The 3,975-nt window shown below is 62.6% G+C and carries 4 protein-coding genes and 1 pseudogene; 4 read left to right on the forward strand and 1 reads right to left on the reverse strand.

Annotated elements, in window-relative coordinates; genetic code table 11:
• Nucleotides 1-139: pseudogene (locus JOZ76_RS38135) on the forward strand (enoyl-CoA hydratase); the annotation flags it as partial.
• Here the strand turns inward: JOZ76_RS38135 and JOZ76_RS05495 are convergent.
• On the reverse strand, nt 136-555 hold the full coding sequence (locus tag JOZ76_RS05495; RefSeq protein ID WP_291697616.1) for a DUF1810 domain-containing protein: 420 nt from the start codon (nt 553-555) through the stop codon (nt 136-138). The pseudogene JOZ76_RS38135 and the gene JOZ76_RS05495 sit on opposite strands and share 4 nt — an antisense overlap.
• Before the next feature lie 199 nt (nt 556-754).
• On the opposite strand from JOZ76_RS05495, the gene JOZ76_RS05500 reads away from it, so the two are divergent.
• The 3 genes from JOZ76_RS05500 (at nt 755) to JOZ76_RS05510 (ending at nt 3,792) form a co-directional block, all read left to right on the forward strand.
• On the forward strand, nt 755-1,927 hold the full coding sequence (locus JOZ76_RS05500; protein WP_291697617.1) for an acetyl-CoA C-acyltransferase: 1,173 nt from the start codon (nt 755-757) through the stop codon (nt 1,925-1,927).
• Nucleotides 1,928-2,101: 174 nt separating this feature from the next.
• Entirely contained in the window at nt 2,102-2,287 is a 186-nt protein-coding gene (locus JOZ76_RS05505) for a hypothetical protein (protein WP_291697618.1), read from the forward strand.
• An 890-nt stretch (nt 2,288-3,177) separates the two neighbouring features.
• On the forward strand, nt 3,178-3,792 hold the full coding sequence (locus JOZ76_RS05510) for a hypothetical protein (RefSeq protein WP_291697619.1): 615 nt from the start codon (nt 3,178-3,180) through the stop codon (nt 3,790-3,792).
• Nucleotides 3,793-3,975 lie beyond the last annotated feature (183 nt).

Raw genomic sequence — 3,975 nt, forward strand, 5'->3', positions numbered from 1 at the left:
AAGGGCCGACGCACTTGCGGCGCAGATTGCCGCGGAAAGCGAATGTTTCGCCGAACGGCTCAGGACCGCCGAGGCGCGCGAAGCCTTTACCGCCTTCGCCGAGCGCCGCCCGCCCGATTTCATGAAGCTCGCGAGCTAGCCGAGCAGGTCGAGCGTCGCCTGATCCTTCTCGCCCGCGAAATACTTCGCGAGCGCCTGGTCGAAGATCTGAGCCTTCGAAACGGCGGAAAACAGCGTCATGGACGAGCGGAATTTGAGGTCATCGGGCGAGCCGAGGATAGTGCGAATGGTCTTGCCCTCGACGCTCAGGACGAGGCGCGTGCATTCGACCAGGCGCGGGCCGAGAATGTCATGTGCAAGATAGGCGGCGGCCTCCCCACGTGATGAGATTGCGTAGCGTTGCGCCATCGCGCTGAAGCCGAGCCCCGCGATTTGCGGAAAGATGAACCACATCCAGTGGCTTTGTTTCCTCCCGGCGGACAATTCCGCGGCCACCTGGCGATAGACGTCGTGCTGGGCATCGACGAACCGCTGGAGGTCGAACGGATCAGGCATGGGATCATCGTGGTCGGGCAGGTTGGACCGCTGGGATGCCGGAAGAGCCGTCCGCGCGCAGGCGCGAGCACCGACGGCCCGCCATTCCGCCGCACGGATTTCAGGCACCGGCCTGCGTCGCCGCAAGGCAATCGACCGCGGCGGTGGCGCGTGCTAGGCAATTTCAAGAATAACATCTCGCCTAGGGAGAAAACATAACATGCGTGAAGCTGTGGTCGTTTCATATGCGCGCACGGGCCTCGCCAAATCGGTACGCGGCGGATTCAATATCACGGCGCCCATGACGATGGCGGCGCATGCGATCCATCATGCCGTGGAGCGCGCCGGCGTCGACAAGGAGTATGTCGAGGACTGCTATCTCGGCAATTGCGCTCATGGCGCGCGCAATATCGGCCGCGAGGCCGCACTGCTCGCCGGCATGCCGAAGACCACGGCCGGCGTCTCCGTGAACCGCTTCTGTTCCTCGGGCCTGCAGAGCATCGCGATGGCCGCGAACCATATCCGTTCCGATGGTGCCGATTGCATCGTCGCAGGTGGGGTCGAGAGCATCTCGGCGCCGGTCGGCGGCGTGCCGAAGGAGGCCCAGGATCCGGAGCTTTTGAAATATGCGCCGGACATCTACATGGCGATGATCGACACCGCCGACATCGTCGCCGAGCGCTACAAGATCTCCAGGGAATACCAGGACGAGTTCTCGCTGGAATCGCAGCGCCGCATGGCCGCGGCGCAGCAGGCGAACAAGTTCAAGGACGAGATCGTCCCGATGAAGACCAGGATGAAGGTCGTCAACAAGGAGACCAAGGAAGAGAGCATCGTCGACTACACGGTGTCGCGCGATGAGTGCAACCGCCCGGAGACGACGATGGAAGGCCTCGCCAAACTCGAGCCGGTGAAGGGGCCGGGCAAATACATCACCGCGGGCAATGCCAGCCAGCTCTCCGATGGCGCCGCCGCCGTCGTGCTGATGGAAGCCAAGGATGCCGAGAAGCGCGGGCTCCAGCCGCTCGGCCGTTTCGTGGCATGGGCGGTGGCGGGCTGCGAACCCGACGAGATGGGCATCGGTCCGGTGTTCGCCGTGCCAAAACTGTTGAAGCGCCACGGCCTGAAGGTCGACGACATCGACATCTGGGAGCTCAATGAAGCCTTCGCCAGCCAGTGCCTGTATTGCCGCGACCAGCTCGGCATCGATCCTTCGAAATACAACGTCAATGGCGGCTCGATCGCGATCGGCCATCCCTTCGGCATGACGGGCGCGCGGCTCACCGGCCACATCCTGCAGGAAGGCCGCCGCCGCAAGGCCAAATGGGGCGTGGTGACGATGTGCATCGGCGGCGGGCAGGGCGGTGCCGGGCTGTTCGAGATTTTTAGTTGAGCCGCTGCGCGCAAGGCTGATTTCATGATGAACGCGGCGGGCTGTTTCTCGCCGCGTGATGTTTTTGCAATCGCTTGCAGCAGAGCCGGACCCAATTCTCGGGCTCGGCCGGGGAACTCAATCCCTCGCGCTTCGCTTTCCTGCAGCGAAGGCGTAGCTGGAAGGAGAGCGACCATGATCTCTGAGGTGCAGATTCACACGATCGCGCGCCAGATGCTCGAGAAGCACGGTTTTGAGGCGATCGCCCAGGCGGCGCAGAAGGCGGTCGACTGCGAGCAGAAGGGCGATGGCGAGGAAGCCCGCGAGTGGCGCCACATCGAAGCCGCCATGAAGATCATGCGCGGACCGAATCAGAGCTGAGGCCTCGCAGCGGCAACTCATCCTCGCTTTGAGGGCAGTCCGGATCTTTGCGGGCTGCTGCGGTAAGATTGTGCCCTGAAGAGCACAATGAGACCGTATTTTTACCGATTATGGCGGAATGATTGCGGGAAAGTGTCCGAATCGACTACACGCTTAGGTGGGGCTGGGAAGCGAAGGGTGGTGTAAATGAGGCTCGCTTCCTTTGAAAATCTGTTGGCGGTGGCCACGCTGGTATCGGCCATCGTTGTCGTACTATGGGGGATCAAGATCTACCACGGAGTGTGACATCAGGTTGACCCGTTGGGCCAACGCGCGATGGACGGCGCGGGACACTGCCAAACTGGCGGTTGAACGTCCGAAGCGCGGCGCTGGAGATCGGCGGATCTCAGCGCGGCTCCTCTTCAGATCCCTTTGCGACCGGTCTGTGCTGGGTTTGAGCCGGCTGGCCTTTTTCCTCACATGGGCGTTCGGTCCAGGATCCATCTGCTTCCTGCTGATAGGCGTGACAGGACGCTGACGTCGCTGCGTCGCCGGCCGGCTTTCGCGCGTCTGAGCTCTTCGCCAGGACCGGCGCCAGCCCAACGAGCGTGGCAAGCAAAGCCACTGACGTCACATTGGCGATCCGCACTTGTCCTCCTTCGCGAAGTGGATCGGTTGCGTACGGCTGCGGCGCCCAGCGTGGCCGGCGCGGACTTAAGATTCAGCAAATCGGCGATCCCCTCTCAAGGTGTCTCGCGATTTTTTGAAGTACGGAACATTTCGCGCCCCATCCGGCGATGGCGATTGCGTGCGTGGTCCCCAATGACATCCGGGGCTTGTCCGGTCCCGGAATAAGTTGGGGCCATTGGGGTTGCCACGACAATCGCAAGAAAAAATTCGGGGAGGTTGTCTTGATCGGAAAGTTTCTGCGCGCCGTCGCCATTCCCAGCGTCATTCTGCTGTCTTCCCTGATTCAGGCGTCAGCCGAAGACACCGTGCGGGTCCGCGGCACGGTCGAGCGCATCGAAGGTCCCGTTTTCGTGGTCAAAATGCGCGATGGATCGGTTGCCAGGCTGACCGTGACCGACAACCCGCTGTTCGTCGCCATCGTGCCGGCCAAGATGAGCGACATCAAGCCGGGCATGTTCGTCGGATCCGCGGGCATGATGCAGGAGGACGGCACCCAGAGGGCCATCGAGGTCCATATCTTCCCGGAAGCGATGCGCGGCACCGGCGAAGGCCATTACGATTGGGACCTGCTGCCGAAGAGCAAGATGACCAACGGCAATGTGGAGCAGGCGGTCACCGGCGTGGACGGGCCCGTGCTGTCGGTCAAGTACAAGGACGGCGAGAAGAAGCTGGTGGTGACGCCGCAGACCGTCGTGGTGACCTACGAAATGGGCAAGCGGGAGGAGATCCAGCCGGGCACAAAGATCTTCGTCGGCGCGGCCAAGAAGCAGGCCGATGGCACGCTGCAGACGCCGCGCATCACCTATGGTCGGAACGGCGAGGGCCCGGCTTTCTAGGGATATGATCGGAGCTTCCGTTCCGCTTGAATCGGAACCGAAGCTCCGCTCACCAAGCAACCTGCCGCATCACTCGCCCGAGCCCGGCGCGAACTCCTGCCGGGCGAATCCCGCCGGCGAGCCATCCGCGATGACAGCCATTTTCGGCTTGCGCAGCCGAACATAGATCTGCGCCCCGATCAG

This window comes from Bradyrhizobium sp., from assembly GCF_019244115.1.
Taxonomy (GTDB): Bacteria; Pseudomonadota; Alphaproteobacteria; order Rhizobiales; family Xanthobacteraceae; genus Bradyrhizobium.

What these genes read in the sequence shown, in the direction of transcription:
- JOZ76_RS05495 (WP_291697616.1), bottom strand. Translation starts at nt 555, where the DNA reads ATGCCTGATCCGTTCGACCTCCAGCGGTTCGTCGATGCCCAGCACGAC.
- JOZ76_RS05500 (WP_291697617.1), top strand. Translation starts at nt 755, where the DNA reads ATGCGTGAAGCTGTGGTCGTTTCATATGCGCGCACGGGCCTCGCCAAA.
- JOZ76_RS05505 (WP_291697618.1), top strand. Translation starts at nt 2,102, where the DNA reads ATGATCTCTGAGGTGCAGATTCACACGATCGCGCGCCAGATGCTCGAG.